Source organism: Spirochaetota bacterium, from assembly GCA_038043445.1.
Taxonomy (GTDB): Bacteria; Spirochaetota; Brachyspiria; order Brachyspirales; family JACRPF01; genus JBBTBY01.
Map to the genome: position 1 here is coordinate 21088 of JBBTBY010000088.1, position 18529 is coordinate 39616.

The 18529-nt window shown below is 52.8% G+C and carries 11 protein-coding genes; 4 read left to right on the top strand and 7 right to left on the bottom strand.

Features of this window, described 5'->3' with window-relative positions:
* Positions 1 to 21 precede the first annotated feature (21 nt).
* From AABZ39_13245 to argG, 7 genes are all read right to left on the bottom strand, one after another.
* Positions 22 to 1173 (bottom strand): acetylxylan esterase, encoded by a 1152-nt coding sequence (locus AABZ39_13245; GenBank protein ID MEK6795740.1) that lies wholly within the window; start codon positions 1171 to 1173, stop codon positions 22 to 24.
* Between the two features lie 51 nt (positions 1174 to 1224).
* Complete coding sequence (locus AABZ39_13250; GenBank protein MEK6795741.1) at positions 1225 to 2127, bottom strand: glycyl-radical enzyme activating protein; 903 nt, start codon at positions 2125 to 2127, stop codon at positions 1225 to 1227.
* Between the two features lie 8 nt (positions 2128 to 2135).
* Positions 2136 to 4316: a pyruvate formate lyase family protein gene (locus AABZ39_13255; GenBank protein ID MEK6795742.1), complete on the bottom strand. Its 2181-nt coding sequence runs from the start codon at positions 4314 to 4316 to the stop codon at positions 2136 to 2138.
* A gap of 19 nt (positions 4317 to 4335) precedes the next feature.
* A complete protein-coding gene (locus tag AABZ39_13260; protein MEK6795743.1) occupies positions 4336 to 8355 on the bottom strand; it encodes a sugar-binding protein in 4020 nt (1339 codons plus the stop codon).
* Between the two features lies 1 nt (position 8356).
* A complete protein-coding gene (locus AABZ39_13265; protein MEK6795744.1) occupies positions 8357 to 9865 on the bottom strand; it encodes a sulfatase in 1509 nt (502 codons plus the stop codon).
* Positions 9858 to 10652 (bottom strand): IclR family transcriptional regulator, encoded by a 795-nt coding sequence (locus tag AABZ39_13270; GenBank protein ID MEK6795745.1) that lies wholly within the window; start codon positions 10650 to 10652, stop codon positions 9858 to 9860. Before AABZ39_13270 ends, AABZ39_13265 begins: the two co-directional genes overlap by 8 nt.
* Before the next feature lie 243 nt (positions 10653 to 10895).
* Positions 10896 to 12248, bottom strand: a complete 1353-nt coding sequence (gene argG, locus AABZ39_13275) for an argininosuccinate synthase (protein ID MEK6795746.1) — start codon at positions 12246 to 12248, stop codon at positions 10896 to 10898.
* 253 nt (positions 12249 to 12501) lie between these two features.
* Between argG and AABZ39_13280 the strand changes: the two genes are divergently transcribed.
* The 4 genes from AABZ39_13280 to AABZ39_13295 all read left to right on the top strand — a co-directional run bounded on the left by AABZ39_13280 (position 12502) and on the right by AABZ39_13295 (position 18304).
* Positions 12502 to 13392, top strand: a complete 891-nt coding sequence (locus AABZ39_13280) for a tetratricopeptide repeat protein (GenBank protein ID MEK6795747.1) — start codon at positions 12502 to 12504, stop codon at positions 13390 to 13392.
* A gap of 43 nt (positions 13393 to 13435) precedes the next feature.
* Positions 13436 to 15436: an extracellular solute-binding protein gene (locus tag AABZ39_13285; protein MEK6795748.1), complete on the top strand. Its 2001-nt coding sequence runs from the start codon at positions 13436 to 13438 to the stop codon at positions 15434 to 15436.
* Between the two features lie 33 nt (positions 15437 to 15469).
* Positions 15470 to 17848, top strand: a complete 2379-nt coding sequence (locus AABZ39_13290; protein MEK6795749.1) for an ABC transporter permease subunit — start codon at positions 15470 to 15472, stop codon at positions 17846 to 17848.
* A 156-nt stretch (positions 17849 to 18004) separates the two neighbouring features.
* The gene (locus AABZ39_13295; protein ID MEK6795750.1) at positions 18005 to 18304 is read left to right on the top strand and encodes a nucleotidyltransferase family protein; all 300 of its coding nucleotides are present in this window, start codon (positions 18005 to 18007) and stop codon (positions 18302 to 18304) included.
* Positions 18305 to 18529: the final 225 nt, after the last annotated feature.

Sequence of the window (18529 nt, forward strand, 5' to 3'; positions counted from 1 at the left end):
CAGAAAGCGGTATCGGCTTGATCAGACAAGCGCCGCATGCTCCGAGCTCGCAACGATACCGTCCGCATCGAACAGATTGAAGTAATACACCGTTGTCTGCGGCGGCAGCACTGCCGACACGCGGGAGGCGTCATCAACAGCGGGGACAGAATACCATGTTCGGTCCGTCCAGAATCCGGTCGCCCGGGTAAAATTCAATTCCGCTTTCACGATCTTCCGCGCGCTTGAGAACGATGCCCATGCCGATGTCCTGTCATGACCCTGATCGCCGAAGACGGAAAGCGGAACGCCGCCTTTGCACAGTGCATCGGCAAAAGCATGTATCTCAGGCGGATTCTCTCCGGCCCCGCCGTGACCGTGCGGCATACGTACGCGAATTGCCAGACGCCGTTCGCCGACAGCGATGCGATACGACTTCTGCATCGAGTCCATGGGGAAGGCGAAGTCATTCGTACCGTTCACCCACAGTACAGGCATTTCAGCTTTCGGGAGATAATGCGATGGGTCCCAGAGCGAAAACCATTGATCGAGTCGAGGCTTATCCCTGTCATTGCGCAGTTGAGCCCCGAGGCCGACCGATGTGCCGTCGAGAAAACCGCAGCCGTATACCGGTGCCGCGAACGCGAATCGGGCATCGACCCCGGCCGCCATGCAGGTGAGATATCCTCCCCATGAAACGCCGGTAATGCCGATGCGCGTCGGATCTATTTCGGGGAATGACCGCAGAAGCGAGGCGGCGAGCACGACCGAGCTTACCGCATGGAACGGCCATTGATCGTGCGCCGGCAGTTCGGGAAAAAATGATGCGTCATCGAGCCCCCATCCGCGCGGGCCCGAATGCTCATGACGCGGCCAGGGATTGCGTGAATAGGGCGATGTATGCCATGCGGGAACACCGCCGCAGGTATCCATTGCGAGAGCGGCATATCCGCGCGAATTCCAGAGCCGTACCCAATCCGCGAACGCTGTCCCGCCGCCGCCGTGAACGAGGACAATAGCGGGGAGTTTTTCATCCGTTGCATGTGTCGGTGCGCCGTACCACGCGAAAACGCGCGTCGGTCTTCCGTTCCATGGCATGCCTTCATAGAACAGCGATGTGACGCCGTCGGCTTCAAAACCGGGTGCAGGGAACGTTTTTGGAGCATTGAATATCTCGCGAGGGAGATCGATCATGTGTTCCTCCGGAGAGATCGTGCGGTAATCCTATATCCCAACGGGCAAAAATCAATTCTGTTCCCCGACAGGCAGGCCGTGATCGATAAATATCCGCGTGAGATCATCGATATGTTCCTGTGTCGGAGCGGCAAGATGCGAAAGCGGATAGGTAAGCCCGAGCGATCCATATTTTCCCGAGGCGATAGTATGATACGGCATGAGCTCCACGCGTGTGACGGCAGAAAGGCCCGCTATCGCATCGGCGATAGCGCTCATCTCCTCTCTGCTGTCATTCACGCCCGGTATCGTCGGTATCCGTATCCATACCGCGGTTTTCATCACACCGAGTTTTCGGAGGTTCTCACGTATGCGTTTATTGCTTACGCCGGTGAACTGCTTGTGCTTTTCATCATCGATGATCTTGACGTCATAGAGAAAGAGGTCCGTATACGGCAGTACCGACTCGAATGTCGCCCACGGCACATTTCCCGCAGTATCGATCACGGTATGAAGGCCCCCCGCCTTGCTTCGCTTCAACAGCTCGAGTACAAATTCACGCTGCACAAGCGCCTCGCCCCCGGAGAAGGTAACGCCGCCTTGTGATCGCTCATAGAACGGGGCGTCCTTCATCACCTCGGTCATTATCTCATCCGCTGTCATGCACTTTCCCGCCATCACGAGCGCTTCAGCGTAACAGACCTCTACGCATTTGCCGCAGCGCGTGCACAGCTCGCGGATAAACACATGCTTCCCGTCCTCCATGCGCTGTGCGTTGACCGGACACACCTTTGCGCAATTGCCGCAGGCGATGCACTTATGCGGGAAATACTGGAGCTCACGCTGCGCCGATATCGATTCCGGATTGTGGCACCACATGCATTTGAGATCGCAGCCTTTGAGAAATACCGTCGTGCGGATGCCGGGGCCGTCGTGGATGGAGAAGCGCTGAATGTTGAATACGATGCCTTCCATGGCAGCAATTATACGCTGTGCGCCGTGCGTTTCAATACCTCTTCCTTGAGCTCCCGCGTAAGCCGGTTGAAGTATTCCGTATATCCGCCGATGCGGACGACGAGACTTTCATAATTTTCCGGGTGATCGATAGCGTCCTTGAGCGCCTTTTCATCGACGACCGTGAACTGTATCTGCAGTCCGCCGAGATCGAAGTAGGTTTGAATGAGCGTTTTCAGTTTCTCGCGTGTTTCAGGCGTTTCGAACACGACCTTCGGCAGACGCATGTTGAGCACAAGCGTCCCGATAGCCTTGTATTGAGGGAGTTTTGCCACCGAGAGGAGCATCGATGTAGGCCCGTCACGATCAGTCCCCTGCATCGGTCCGATGGAATCCGCGATGGGGGATGAGCGCGTGCGCCCGTCGGGCGTTGCATCGACATCGCGGCCCTCATTAGCAAAGGTAACGAACATGAGGCATGCGGGAAGGAAAAAACCGTTACCCCGCCGGCATTTCCTCGCGGTGATGCGTTCGAACACAATGCCGGCTATGTCCTCTGCGAGCGCATCCACGGAACGATTATTGTTCCCGAATTTCTCAAGATGTTTTATCTGTGCAAGAATATCGTCATGGCCGCGCCAGTCATCGGCAAGCATCGCGGAAAATGAGCTCTTTGTAACGCCGAGCTCGCCGTCGAACACCTTTTGTATGACGAAAAGCGAGTTGACCGCGTTCGCAAGCCCGCCGACGTTCACCACGCTCCCGTTGTACCGAGCACCGCCGGCATTGTACTCAACGCCCCGATCGATACAGTCGTCGATGAAGAGTGTTCGTATCGGCAGCGGGCGGAACCGCAGCTTGTATTCCTGATTGAGATTTACCTCATCGATCATTTCATCGATGTTCAATACGATATCATCCTTGAACCGCCGCGAGAAATCCTCGAACGACGCGGAATCGTGAAGGGATGACTTTGTCGTGCCGTCGAGCACCTCGATGAGATTTATGCCGGCATCGAGCGAGCCGACATTCGAAAGCCCATGGAACATGAGCTCCGTGCAGCCGCCGTAGGCGAATTCGCTCGCATCTTTCCCTTTTACACCGGTGAACTTCGGTATCGACTTTGCGTATGCTTCTTCATTATAGAGCGCCGGATTCCCCGCGCCGCTGTTGATGGTATCGAACACGCGTTCCCAAACCGCGGGGGGCATATCCTTCCGGACACGTATTCCGGCATTCGGACGCCGAAAGCCGCCGAGCGTTTCAAGACAGAGATCGGTGAATTCATTGTACGCCGGCTTCCCTTTATCATCGCTGCCGCCGAGTATCATATGCCAGCCGCTGTTGGCATCCATGTTCTTCCAGAATTCGACGAGCAGCCGTTTCACCTCCTCGTCGGTTATCGCGCCGCGTTCTCTATCCGCTTTGTAATACGGATACATGAATTGATCGAAGCGGCCGATGGAATCGGTGCCGTCGACATACCATAGAAAATTGAAAGCGACCATCGCCTCATAGAATGAACGCGCCGGCTTCACCGGCATCTGTTCGAATGCGACAGCGAGCGTTCTCCCTTCATCGGAGGATGCCGATGCTATCGCATCGCGGCATTTTGCATGCAGTATGATGAGCCCGTCAAGGGCATCGAGCAGTGCGTTATAGAACAAGGGGGCATCCCTCGACTCACTTCGGCTTCGCTCAGTGCGAGCCGCTCGGGAACCATGCCCCCTTGTTCCCCGCGTATGCTGCTCGATGCGCGTTCGATATCCTTCCAGCCCCTCGGCAAGCACACGCCCGTAGTTGATGATAGAATGTGTATACCCGCCTCCACCGGTCTTGAATTTTGTGGACATGGGATTGACTGAATAGGTACGCACATCGCCGACAATCCCTCCGAGGATCTGGCGTTCCGCCGTATCGTTCGATGCATTCGCTAATTCCGTCAGCGTGGGTTCGACACCGATAAGGCCGGATGAATAGTCATATCTGACAGCCTGTTTTGGAATGAGATTCCAGAGATTGCAGCCGCCGTTCGGGAAAAGCGCGGTGCCGGAATATATGGGGGGCGCGGCGTTCTCGCAGTACCTCCTTAGCGCGCGGGCGGTGCGGGCGAATATCGGTGCGTTCTTCTCCTCGTAGAAGCCGGCAAGTGTGTGCTGGTTGAGGCGTTTTAGAATACTGCTTTCCAAAGAAACCGATGGTATGCTCATGCGTATCTCCAGGATTGTTTCATTTTTTCTCCGTCAGCACCATGACCGGCCACAGATTGGCGTTAATATAACACTGTACCCCGGGAACAATGCTGTACTGCGCCTTGAGCCCCTCATCACTGTCGCTCCACATCAACCCGAGACCGATATTCACACCGGCGGTCAAAGACATTGGCTTGATACGATTTTGGGGAAAAGCGATCTCGTAAATATATCCGTCCGCGGTCCGCTTAAAAGCCGTCTTGATCTCCGGTTCAACCATATTTCCGCCAGCAATGCCGGAAAGCTGAAAATCCGGCACATTGCGGAGATAGGCCGTCAATTTATTTCCTTCAAGGTCAGGACTAAAGTCATAACTATAATCATTCACATCCATACGCGGTGACTTTGTCTTTGAAAAATTCGCCCGCGCATCGCAGCGGGTGTCAAAGTATACCTGCAGGCAATCGTTTTTATACCGGGAGTCAATGGGGTGTTTCTCATCAACGCTGAATTTGTCGTCTACAACTTTGGAGCAGAGGTAGAAATTATTTTCATCCCAGGCAACTTTGAAGAACGCCTGGAAGTCTCCCGGGTAGCGGGCTTTTTCGTTTGGTTTTACCGCATCGGCGCGGTTTGCTTTGGTGATCTGCACCTCTGGAATATTCTGCCAATCATCCAAATCGCCGTCGATCACCAGCGAGGTTCTTGCTTTTTTTACTTTCAATGCGGTCAATGAAATATTTTCCTGAAACGCTTGTCCGTTATTTTCCTGCAACGAAACGGGTACGTGCAAATCAATTATTCTATCAAAAAGCGGCTGTTGTTTAAGCGGCGCCTGTATTCTTTCTGCACCCAATAAAGAAACGGAAAGTTCACAAGATTTGCCGCCAATATTTACCACTCCCTTCCAATCTTTGGAAAACATATTCTTAAAAGTAATTTGCAGGTTATTGTCGGCGGTCAATGCCGACGATACGGTAAATGGCGACATCTCAACGCCTTTCGCAACGGCTTTTTTTAAGGCGGCGGATATTTTCCCCAGAGAGCCCGGCTCGCCTTTAATGAAAACCGGAAATGGAGAGAGCGGTATAGTAACGCTCCCGGTTTCATTTTTTTTAATTTCTCGTCTGGCGCCCATCATGTCATAAAACTTTACCGGAATATCTCCGAAGTCAGCATCAAACTCCGGCTCCGGCGCACGCCCGCGGTCAACATCCGGGATATATGACCATACGGCTGCTACGGGCTCACTGTTAGCGGTTTCAAAAACGTAGGCGCGCGAGTCACGTGCAAAGCGGATGTCTTCACGGAAATCGGCGTCGCCCAGCATGTTGCCAAGTGTGTTTATTACTCTGAATTGGGCGTTAGGCGAATAATAGTGATCCAAAGTCATACTCAAATGGTGTAAACTTCCGGATGTTACTGCCTTTATGCGTTTTTTATATTTCATTGCCGCCAGATGACTTCGCATAATAAAAGCGGAAGATATTTTTTCACCCCAACCCATGTCATAGGAAACAGCCGGCATGTTCTTCCAATGTACGGCAGTAGTCCCTCCCGCATAAGGATTCAAGTTCCAGGCGGGAATATTGTATCCCGCATACCAAATACCTTCGTTGAAAAAAACATCTGTGTCGCCGTATCCATTTTCATCAAGCATTTTCAAAAGGATGGCAGTGTCATCATCCAGATCCGGATTTTCCGGGCCGGTCCGATACGTATGAGCGGCAATAGCATCAAATTGAGGTGTTTTCCCTACGGCTTGTATCAAACGCTTTAAGTACGGTATGGTGCGGTCTGGAGTCAATGATGCTATTCCCTGGTCAAGATATACCCTGGCGTTTGGATTTCCTTTTTTAACGCCGCGCCAGAAAGCATGAAGCATGTTGGCTGCATCAGCAATCGGCATATTGGCAAAACGGCAATCCAGCTCGCCGATGAGCGCCCATGCATCGATCCAGTGCATAGAGCGGACAAGGCGTTCTGTAATGGTTTCGATTTGCCTTTCCAGTTCAGGACTACAATTGGTCGCTGTTTCCAATAGTACAATTTCATTCGTACTGCCGTCTGAAAGGATAAGTTTAAACGGCTTGATATAAACTGTTTCCATCATAAGACCCTGTTCAAAGTGCAGGCCATAGTTCGTTATATGATCAAAATAATCTTCTTTTGGAAATTCCCTGGTTGTTTTAGCATTACCTCCATCAATAGCGCCTATTCCAAAATATTTTACGAAATTAAGAAAGTTTGTTCGATCGGGCGCTTTAGACACTGTCTCTTGGATATAGAGACTGAAAAACTCTTTGTTCTTATGTGTTCCCGTCAGGTAATCCATTATATTAATCCTGAAATAATCGGTATAGCTCAAACCGCTGCCGGAAAACTCCGTACGGACAATGTTTATCCCTTTCAGAAAATCTTTTGTTTTCCACGGCAATTTTATTTTTGCCTTACCGTTTTCATCCGTTTGAAATTCAAAGGTACTCTTGCTCTGCAGCACCTTCTGGAAATTATCCACGGCCACCTGCACGGTACCGTTCATCTTTTTCGGAGCGTCATGAATTATCAATTCCGATTCGAACGGCGACTGGCTTTCGACATTGGCGTCCGGCTGTCCGTTTACCATGAGCTCCGCGCTGGGCTCAGACTGAAAATCACTCTGTTCCCCTTCGATAACTTGAATTCCATCGACCCATGTTTTACCGCCGGGAGTACCGCTGACGCTGAGTGTCAGTGCGGCAGCCGTGCCTCCGGGTGCCTCCGGCGCAAAACTAAAATTGGTTGAATACCGTGTCCACTCGCGTGAATTAACTTTTATGTTAAAGAATCGTCTTTCATTAACCCGTTCGCCCCAAAGAGGGATCCAGCTCTGGATGTTAATATTTAAAACAGGACTGTCTTTGCTGTCAGTTTTTGCCCAATAGCTTACCGAATATATTTTCCGTTTATTCACTGGAAATGTAAAAGAATAGAGCATTTGCTCCCGTAAGGGATACTGTTGTGTGAAATGACGGATAAGCATGCTGTTTTTTCCATATTTTGAAACGGTATTGTCAATTTCAAAAATCTTCAGACCTTTGGAATCCGTTGGCCAATAACCATTGATTTTCCAGTATCTGAAACCCGCTTCGAACGACGCATTTTGCATCAGATTGATGCCGGCACGCCAGACCGGGGTATTCAGATCGTCCGCGGCTTTGATGTCGATGCCCGCGTAGGCGTCGGATTGTTTGATCTCGACACCGGCGCGCAAGTCAAGCGTAAACGATTCTTTGCCGGCCGAGTCTGGTTTAATACGCACAAGAATTCCCGCTGAATCGCCTGATGCAAGAAGCACACCCGGGTATAAACTATTGACAGTAAAAGCAGGTATTTTTGAATCGGCAAACATTGCCAGTGACGTGAACTTATTGGTGTCACAAAGAATTGTATTTTTCTCGTATTTGCTTAGCGGAAAATCTTTCCCGTCTACATTGAAAAACATACCCGACATAATACTTGTGGAAGGCGCAGTTATTCCTATAAACCCGGCAACAAGCAATTTTTCTGAACCTTCAGGAATCTGGCGTTCCGCATCAAAACGGATAAGCCCATCAGGTAAAAGAGTGATATCGATTTTTACATCACCGAGGATGAGCCCGGGTTTGTCCAATGGAAACTTCGCCGTAATGGCAACTTTCTTCTCAGAGGCGAAAGGTTTTATCTGTACATCCTTGAATTGATGCAATTGTAAATATCCAAAAGCGGTGTTCGCAGTATACGTCATGCTGAACTGCGCGCGCGAGCTCTGGCTTTTCAGCGATATTTTCCCATCTGCGTCAATCGCAAGGCTTTTTTCCCCGAATAAAAAGCGCCCGCCGGTAAACTCGCCCTGGTTCTGGACAATGGCATCCGGTTTTTTATCGGAGTTCAGAAATGGCGGGGTGACCGTGGTGAGCACGCGGGCGCTCAATTTTAAATCTTGCGCGGCTTCTGGTGCAGCCCAGGTGTGCGCGACAAGCAGCAGTAGCGCTGCTGTGAATACCAGATTAATGTTGACCAGGCTTGTTGTTTGCATTCTATTTCCGCCTCATGAAGTCCCATGCCGTCGGCTTGATCGTCTCTCCATACCTTTCTACCCACGCACGGTTCACTTCATCCAATCGTCTGCTTATGACCGACCAGGATTCGAATGGAATATTTTTATTCTCCGCAAGGTCATGGCATTGTTTTTTCAAGTTCTTTAACAATTCGCTGGAATGAGTGTCATCGATCAGATTGCGCAATTGACAGGGATCTTCCTGATTGTCGTATAATATTATCGGAGCCGCCATGGATTCTGCATAGGTATACCGCTCCGTTCGGATGCCTCGATACGCCGGCAAATTCCACTCCCACGGACACATGATGTACGCCGCATCCGGCGTTTTCTGCGCTTCGCCTCTGATGAGCGGTGCGAAATTCATACCCTCGCAATAATCCGGCACCGGCAGCCCGAGTAATTCCATGAGCGTCGGCATGATATCCGGCGTGTTGAACGGCCGTGATGTAGTGCCGGCAGGGACCTCTTTTGGATAGCGGAGAATGAATGGAACGTTGATCGATTCCTCCCATGGGTGGACTTTTTGAAAGGCGCCCTGCGAAAAAAGCATATCGCCGTGGTCGGAGGTAAACACGACTATTGTATTATCGGCAATTCCGCATTGTTCCAGGTGATCGAGGATTCGCCCGACATTGTGGTCTAATGCAGAAATCGCCGCATAGTAATCGCGCAGCATGATCAGGTCGGGTGTATTCGGCATCGACCCTCTGCCAATTGATTTATCAAAACCATACCGTTTGTGCCATTCCACCACCTCTTCGGGCGATAGATATGTATCGACAGGCTTGCAGCAGCCGGGAACACACGTTGGATAATTGAAAATATCACGCGGGACATTCGGACGGAATTCCAGCATCTCGAGATCATACATATCCTTCCAACGGTTCGGAACTGTATGGTAGGGGTCATGTGGCGGTCCATAAGAGAGGAAAAGCGAGAAGGGATTATTTTTATGCTCTGAAATATATTGTAATGAAATGTCAGTCTGTATATCCGGCTCGTATCCATAAAATCTTACCGGGGACGGATCGTCGTTGAGATAGTACCACCCGTCAAGATAATCGTGAGTGCAATTCACTCCCACCCAAAGAGCATCGAATCCATGACGGTGCTCTCCCGGCGGCATGAATGTCCGGCGGTATCCGGCGGGGCCGAAGAGATGCCATTTTCCGACCCAGCCGGTTTTGTATCCGCCGGCCCGCAGAGCATGTCCGATACCTTTGCCGTCGATCGGCAAGGGGACGTCGTTTGAAAGCACACCGGTCGTTGTCGGGTAGCGTCCGCTTATGAGACAGGCACGATGCGGTGTACAGGAGGCAAGGCATGATACTGCGTTACTGAAACGGATGCCTTCACCAGCTAAGCGATCTAAGTTCGGGGTATGTATCTGGTGATTACCGGCACACCCCATATCCATGCCGCGCATTTGGTCTGCAAAAATGAAAACGAGATTGGGACGAGATGTTGTTCCGGTTTTATCAGACATGCTGCACTCCCGCGAATTGCCTGCCCGTCCTGCCCATAGTCTCTGAAATGCGATTTGATGCTTCGATAACGACCGATGCGATCCCCTTCATCCGCTCTTCCGAAAGCCGGTATGCGGGCGCAACGATACCAATGGACGCTATTCCCATTGTATCCGTGCCATGCACCGGTGCGCCGATACAGCGAACGCCGTTCAGATATTCCTCATAGTCGAACGCAAAGCCGTTCGTTCTGATGCCGGACAATTCTGAACGAAGTTTCCCGCCATCGGTTATGGTCCTCTCCGTGAGAGATGCCAGACCCTTCCTGATATATTCATTCATGAATTTTTCATCCGCGAACGCAAGCATGCACTTGCCGAATGCTGAAGCATGCGGATACAGTATCGATCCGGTATCGGCATGTATGCGCAATGGATTCGTCGTTTCGATCTGGTCCAGCAGCACCATACGGTCACCCTGCAGAATTGCTAAATGCACGGTTTCGCCGGTCTGTTCGCTGAGTTCCTTCATCACCGGCAGCGCCTTTGTACGCATATCGATGCGGCTTCCCGCGATCTGGCCGAGCACGAAGAACTTCGCGCCGAGAGCATAACCCGTGCCGCTTTTCTCGGCGTATCCGCGATGCTCCATCTCCATGACGATGCGGTACACCGTGTTCACCGGCATTTCGAGTGCGCGGGAAAGCTCATTGATGCCGAACGCGCGGTTCTCCCTCGCCATGAGCTCGACGATATCGAACATTTTGCTTATCGCGGGGGCGGCATATTTTTGCTTCTTTTCAGCCAAATACTTGCTCCACATTGGTTATACCATATATGGATAACCATATCGCAAGTAATATAATACAGATATGTAGTAAGTCAAACGAATTGAAACAGATCTACAGTATCGCTACCGCTCCCCGGCATGAACAAGCTCAAAGTACGGTGTCGGCCCGTTCTTCAGATCGCCCGTTCTTATTTTCAGCACTATGCGTCCGTCCCTGATCTCAGTCGGCATCTTTTCCGCACGCGTACCGTTCTGCGCGCGCTATTTTTTCTTATCGGTCTTTTCCGGCGGGGCATCGAGGAGCGAGCGCATGCCGCCCTTGGGGAGCACGCCGCTCGCCGAATACACGGCGAGCTTTTCGCGTGAATCGATGATGTCGAGATTGCGCATCTGAAGCTGCCCGATGCGGTCGACGGGTGAGAACGCTTCGTCGTTGACACGTTCCATCGAGAGGCGCTCCGGGTGATAGGTGAGATTGGGCCCCTCGGTGTTGAGTATCGTGTAATCGTCGCCGCGGCGAAGCTCAAGCGCAACCTCGCCACTCACCGCGCGCCCTATCCATTTCGTTATCGTGTCGCGGAGCATGAGCGACTGCGGATCGAACCAGCGGCCTTCGTAGAGAAGACGCCCGAGCCTGCGCCCGAGCATACGGTAATTATCGATGGTCCCTTCATTATGTATCGCGCTTACGAGCCGTTCGTAGGCGAGGAAAAGGAGCGCCATGCCCGGTGCCTCGTATATGCCGCGGCTTTTCGCCTCGATGATGCGGTTCTCTATCTGATCGGACACGCCGAGGCCGTGACGCCCGCCGATGCGATTCGCCTCGAGCACAAGGTCCACTTTCGACTCGAACGACTTGCCGTTCAGGCCAACGGGATATCCTTCCTCAAAGCGTATCGATACTTCTTCAGGCGCTATCGCAACCGATGCATCCCAGAACTTCACGCACATGATGGGGTCGACGATGCGCAGTCCCTTGGAGAGGAACTCAAGTTCCTTCGCTTCATGGGTAGCGCCCCAGATGTTCGAATCGGTGGAATACGCCTTCTCCGCCTTCGTTTTATACGCGAAGCCGTGCGTCGTGAGCCATTCGCTCATCTCCTTGCGTCCGCCGAGCTCCCGCACGAAATCCTGATCGAGCCATGGCTTGTATATCTTAAGCGCCGGATTGGCAAGGAGCCCATAGCGATAGAACCGTTCGATATCATTCCCTTTATAGGTCGAGCCGTCGCCCCAGATGTTGACGCCGTCCTCTTCCATTGCCTGTACGAGGCGGGTGCCGGTAACCGCACGTCCGAGCGGCGTTGTGTTGAAATACGTTTTCCCTGCGGTAGTGATATGGAAGGCGCCGCATTGGAGCGCGGCCAGTCCTTCGCTCACGAGGAGCGCGCGGCAGTCGATGAGACGCGCCTTCTGTGCGCCGTATTCCATGGCCCTCCGCGTGATATCGTCATAATCCTTTTCATCGGGCTGTGCGAGGTCGGCGGTATACGTATAGGGAACGGCCCCCTTGTGCCGCATCCATGCAATAGCTGCCGACGTATCGAGCCCGCCGGAGAACGCTATGCCGACGTTCTGGCCTGTCGGGAGGGATAACAGTATCTTGTTATTCATCAGGGAAAAGCTCCGTTCAATGTTAGTGGCTGGTCAGAGCGGATGACCGGCCGAGGGCGTAGTGTACCCGATTCGTCCATGCGCGTCAATTACTTTTTCCAGGAATGGCGCACGGATGCAGGGGTTTTCACGGCCGAAAGCCCCGGTTACATTGACAAATTGCTGAAAATCGAATACACTGGCCGTTGTTTGCCCCGGGGATTTTTCTCGGGAGCACGTAACGTTTGTAGCGACATTATCCAGGAGTAACATCATGCACAAGGTACTGTCCTTCGCTGTCATCGCGGTGCTGGCTGTCATGCCGGCGTTCGCACAGAAAAAAGGCTATCTCTCCACGAACGATGTCGAGCAGAAACTCGCACAGGGCTGGCGCACGTACATCTTCAGCGATTATAAATCCGCCATGCGCAATTTTGATGCGGTGGTAAAAGGCACTCCAATGGGTAATGATGCGTCCGCCGACCCATACATGCGCTCGGCGCACTGCAAGGCGCTTTACGGCCTCGGGCTCGTGTGGAATTTTTCCGACAACCCGGACAAGAAAAAGGCGGCGGATCTCTATCAGCAGGCAGTGGACCAGGGCGGCACGATGGACGAAGCGGCGTGGGCGCTCCTTGCGCTTGCACGGCTTAAGCATGTCGTCGGCGTGAACGAAGAGCCGGATTTCCCCGCTATCCGCGCCGCGTATCAGAAGGTCATCGATAAATTCCCCGTTCATCCTGCGACCGAAGAAGCGATAATATATCAGCAGGAAACGTATCTTGTGTCATGGAAAAAAGATGACGCCCTGATCGCCGAAAAAGCGCTTGTCAACTATGTGAAGAATTATCCCAACCCGAACCTCCTTCGACTTGCATATACCTGCCTCGGCTACGCGTACAAAATGCTCGACAATCCGCAGAAGCGTATGGATGTCAGCATGGCGAACCTCAAGCTTATCGAGGAAGACAAGGTCAATCCGAGCATCAAGGACCTTACCGCGGCTATCTGGTATATCGCGGATATCGCTGAATGGGGCCTTGGCGATTTTGGCACCGCACGCAAATATTACAATCGTCTCATCAAAGATTATCCGCTTGACATGCGTGTGTTCGCCGCAAAGATCGCACTGAAGCGCATGAGTGAAATGGATGGGAAGCGATAGTACCGCATACGGCGGTCCGTATGTATAATTTAGGGAAGTATTGATGTTCAAAAAGATTTTTTCGGCCCTGAAAGGATATTTCGGCATTGTGGTCATAGGGATCGCATTCGTTGTATCTGCTATCGCCGTGTTCCTGAATTCGCGTGTCGATGAAGACGTGCATTATATCGTAAAGACCGGCGAAACGCTCAAGAGCATCGCCGAATCGTACAACACGACGATCGATCTCATCTGCAACGAGAACTATCCCGACATTTCGGAAAAATTCCCGCTTGTGCCGGGCACGAAGATTAAGATCCCGAAAAGTGCGCGTTCGCGCATTATAACCGTGCGGATCGCGCATTGGCAGCTTGAACCGGGCGTGCGTGACGGGCTTGCGTACATGGCGAAGGAATACCAGAAGATCCACCCGAACGTCCGTATCATCCAGAATGCCGTACCGGAATCGACATACGGTCAGTGGTTCATTACCCAGATGCTCGGCGGTACCGCGCCGGACCTCATCGAATGCGGTCTCGGTGTCCCGTATAACCTTCTCGTCGGGTACTATCTGCGCTATTTCACGCCGCTCACGGATTATGTCACATCGCCCAACCCTTACAATGAGCATAACGAGTTCAAGGGTGTGCCGCTCCGCGATACGACGAAGGACGGACTTAAGAACTGTTACAATGCCGACGTGCAGGAATACATGACGATAGGGCTATCACAGTTCCTAGTGCGGTTCTACTACAATAAGGATCTCCTTGAAAAGCTCACCGGCAGGACGAATGCGCCGAGGAATCTGAGCGAATTCATGAGCGCATGCGCAGAGATCAAGAAACATAAGTATCTGACGAAGCCCCAGCGACGCGATTTTGATAAGCTCAGCGCTCGTGCGAAGAAGATCGAGGCTCAGATAGCAGCGGGCGGCGGCGACCGCACGCGGCTTGAGAACGAGCTTGCGTCCGTGAACGAGGTGCTCAAGAAGATACAGGCCGAAATGGCGACGTATATCCCGATATCGAGTTCTCGATACCACCTCAATATTGTTGAAGGCAATATGTTCAATGTGGTCACCACGAGTGCGCTCGACCTCATCGATTTCAACCATGACTGCACGGTAAGTTCGGTGGAGCAGTTCATCGGGTTCAAGACGAAGATGATCGATCTCAATTACCCGGCATATCGCGCGAAATTCGAGATCGTCGATCGACATTGCAAGAACTGCATGCCGGGGTTCACCGGCCTTAACCGCGATGACGCGGTGCTCATGTTCGTGCAGCAGCGCGCTATCTTCATTGCGACGGGCACGTGGGACGCCATGACACTTGCCGCGCAGGCGAAGGATAATGGATTTGAGATCGGCGTCATGGATTTCCCGTATCCCGATCCGAGCGATCCGGAATTGTTCAAGCATTACCGGGGGCCTGCATTCGAGGACCCTGCCACCGGTTTTTCGTTCGGCACGCCGACGCCGGAAAGCGCCGGGGACAGGAAGCGCGTGGCCATCGATTTCATGCTGTTCATGTCGCAGAAAGAGAACAATATCAAGCTCAATGAGATGATCGGATGGATACCCTCGGTCAAGGGCGCCGACGGCACCGGCGTATTGAAGTACTTCCAGCCGCATGTTGACGGCGTCATGCCGGGAATAAATCTGAGCATCGGCGGCGAATCGATCATCAAGTGGTCGCAGGTCTACGCGATGTTCCAGGTCGGGCAGATGTCCTTCGAGCAGATGCGCGATGATTTTACGCCGTACTATTTGTCGCGCGGATATGCCGATTATATACAGGTCAACAAGAATTGGCGGCGGAACATCATTCAGGACGAGAAGATCTGCAATATCCTTCGGGCGAAGGCCATGCTCGCGACGAACGAGAAACGGCGCAACGAGTTCTGGATAAAATACCGCTATGTGAAACTGCGCCCGATAAACAGCGAGATAGGCACGAGTTACGACCGCTCGCTTTTGAAGGGTGCGGAGGACGGGACGATCAAGGTCACCGCTGCGTACGAATACACCCCCGAAGCGCTGGCACGGATAAAACGACGCCGGTAATATCCGGCATACCATGGAACAAGGGAGAACGCTATGATCTCGATGAAGAAAGTTACGATGAAGACGATAGGGCATCATTGGGATATATATCTCTTCGTGATACCGACGCTCCTCATCGTAGGGATATTCTCGTACTATCCGGCGTTCAGCGGCGTATTCCACAGCTTTTTCAAGTGGAACGGGGCGGATATCGCCGACCCGGTCGGGTTCGATAACTATCTCGACCTCATAAAGAACAAGACGTTCTGGGAATCGTTCAAGCTCGTGTTCATACTCGGTGCGTTCAACCTGTTCAAGATGATGCCGGCGATCATGGTCGCCATTCTCATTCACCGATGCAAGAGCGAAAAGCTCCAGTTCCTCTATCGTGTGCTCTTCGTCATACCCATGATCGTCCCCGGGCTCGTCGTCGTGCTTGTGTGGCGTTCGTTCTTCTTCGAAACGAGCCAGGGGTATCTCAATCAGTTCATCAATACGTTCGGGATAAAACAGCTCCTCTTGTTCACCGATAAGCTCATGGGGTGGGATATTTTCAGGCCCGACCAGAACCCCGCATGGCTCGGTAATCCGAAGCTCATCATCACCGCCATGGTGCTCTGGGGTTTCCCGTGGGTGGGTTCGTTCGGCGTGCTCACGCACCTTGCGAAACTGCAGAGCATGGACAACAGCGTCTATGAAGCCGCCGAGATAGACGGCGTGAACTGGTGGACGAAATTCACCAAGATAGAACTGCCGCATCTGTTCGGCTCCATCTATGTGCTTCTCATCTTTACCATCATCGATACGATACGCGATGCGGGGACGGTGCTCGCCCTTGTCGGCATCGACGGCGGTCCGGGCGGTGTGGCCACCGTGCCTGCGCTCTTCATGCTGAGAAAGGCGTTCGTCGAACAGGATATGGGATACGCCTGCGCCATCGGTATCGTCCTTACCCTCGTCGTCTTCGGTCTGCAGAATATATCCACGTTCACGTCGCAGTGGAAACAGAAAACGAAGACGTCCCGGTCGATATTCCGGGCTATACTGACGGCGCTCGGCCTGGCGCTCTCACTTACCGGACGCATGCCCGCCGTATCGGCGGTGCTCATCATCGCCGGGCTTCCCTTCGATTTCCTTTCGATGAAGCAGAACGCTGCTAATTATTTCACGCGCATCATCTGGTTCTTTGCCGGTGCAGCACTCTTCGTCGTCGAGCATTTCATAGTAAAGCTGCCGGGGCTTACCCCGTCGTTCTACTACTTCCTTGCCATGACGCTCGCTCTCATCGGCTTCCCGTGGAGCTTTGTCCGCGATTTCATCTTCGAACGCAAATCCAGCTCGGTCGAAGTGCTCATCCGTCTCGCGCTCCTCGTGCTCGGCGTATTCCTGGTGGTCGCGGCGCTCCCGCTCGCACCCAAGGGGAAAGGCCTCATCCTGCCGTTCGACTTCTTCTACATCGGCGTCGGGGCGTTCCTGTTCATCGCCGGTATCCCGTTCAAGAACATGAAACTCATGCTCGATGTGGTGACGGGGCGCGCCGGGGTGGACCCGGATGTGATCTACCAGCGTCAGCTTCAGTTCATGCTCAACCCGGCCGTTCATCTCGGCCAGAAGGCCGGCGGGCGATTCCTCCGCGGCTTAAAGCACGCGATGATATGGCTCGTGCTCTTCTTCGCCTTCATCCCCTTCTACCTCATGATGATCGTGAGCTTGAAGACGAATTCGCAGTTCTACGGCAATCCGCTCACGCTTGAAATGCCGTTCCACTGGGAGAACTGGAAAACAGCATGGGATATGGTCGGTACGAACGTTGCCAACAGTATTTATATCTCCGGTTCCATCGTCGTGCTCGCCGTCGTGTTCGCTATCGCCGCCGCATATTTCTTCATCCGCATTCGGGTGCCGATGCAGTCGTTCTTCTGGAACGCGCTCCTCATCCTCATGATGCTCCCGGCCATCGCGAACCTCGTCCCGTTGTTCCGGCTGCTCAAAGACCTCAACATGCTCAACTCGTTCACCGCGCTCATCATCGTGGGTATCGCGGGTTCGCAGGTGGGGCCGATATTCATCTTCCGGACGTTCATCATGGATGTGCCCAAAGACCTCTTTGAGGCGGCCGAGATCGACGGCGCATCGCACCTGCAGCAGATGCGCAATGTCGTGCTCCCGCTCTCAGGACCCATCATCGCGACGGTGGCCATTCAGCAGTTCGTTCACCACTGGAACGAATTCCTCCTGCCCCTAATCATCATGCGGGACAACAGCAAGCTGCCGATCACCGTGCAGCTCCTGCGTATGTCCGGCGAGTACTTCAAGCTCTGGGGACCGCTTATGGCAGGCTACGCGCTTGCGAGCATACCGGTCATTCTGCTCTTCGTGTTCGCCATGCGCTTCTTCATCCGCGGCGTGGCGGAAGGCGGTACGAAGTACTAGGGGGGAGCATTCGCGCCGATCGCAAGGAACAAGGGGTTGCAACCCCTTGTTCTACCAGGCGTCGTATTTCCCTTCGCACATTGCCGATGCTCACCAATGCTTCTACCAGCGAGAACATTCAACAGCAACGCCCCCGCCCTTGAGATTTGCCCGCGTATGGCTTATAGTATGCTCATGAACGATATCGTACAAAAACTGCGAGAGATCAAGCCATTGCTTGCCGAACGTTTCAGGGTCCGTGAGATAGGCGTATTCGGTTCATTCTCACGGGGCGAAGAACAGGACGACAGCGACCTCGATATACTCGTAGAGTTCAGCGAAGAAAGTTTTGATAATTATATGGGACTTAAATTCGAGCTTGAGCGGATCTTTGATCGCCCGGTAGACCTTGTCATTCCCAAGACGCTGAAATCCCGCATCAAGGATATCGTCGAGCGGGAAGTATGTTATGCCTAGCGCGATGCCTAGGGACGCGCGTCTTTTCCTTGACGATATCATCGCTGCCTGTGATCAGAAATAAGACAGCACCGTTACGCGATGCATGCGCGCGATTACTTCAACGGAATGGCGGATAGCCGACACCACAACTTCTTCGGTGCGCCCCGCCCGGCGCGGAGTGAGTGAATTTTTTTTGTAGGTGAAATATACTGATCGATTAACGCCGGATTAAGAGGGATAGAC